This window comes from Bifidobacterium sp. wkB344, assembly GCF_003688305.1.
Taxonomy (GTDB): Bacteria; Actinomycetota; Actinomycetes; order Actinomycetales; family Bifidobacteriaceae; genus Bombiscardovia; species Bombiscardovia mizhiensis.
In genome coordinates this window covers 1-383 of record NZ_NPOQ01000006.1, presented here as the reverse complement: position 1 = coordinate 383, position 383 = coordinate 1, and the positions used below count along the sequence as shown (strand labels likewise).

Below are 383 nucleotides of genomic sequence, written 5' to 3'. Positions count from 1 at the left end.
GGTGAGTGGTGGCGGTGGTGTCGGGGTTGGCTGGCTTGGCCTGGTAGGTGTTGGTGAAGGTGGGGTTGTTGCCGTCGATGGTGGCTTGGAGCTGGCCTTGCTGGTCGTCGGTGACGTGGACGGTGATCCGGTGCGTCTTCTGGTCGTAGGTGATGCCGGGCAGGCTGCCCTGGGCCTCGCTCACGGAGTACGTGTAGTCGCCGGCCTCGGTCAGGGTCTGGTCGGGGAATGCGACGGTCCCGTCGGCCTTGTTGGATGCCTGGGCCGGCTTCCCGCCCTTGGTGTTCTGCAGGAGGAAGTCGAACTCCCCGGCTTTCAGGCCCCGGCCTTCCAGGTGCTTGAAGGCGGTGAGCCTGACCGTGGCCGGCTTGGCCTGGTAGGTG

1 protein-coding gene is annotated in these 383 nt (G+C 66.6%); it reads right to left on the bottom strand.

Annotated elements, in window-relative coordinates:
• Window positions 1-383, bottom strand: a 383-nt coding sequence (locus CI601_RS00730; RefSeq protein ID WP_220702614.1) for a Spy0128 family protein, incomplete at both ends; no start/stop codon positions are given.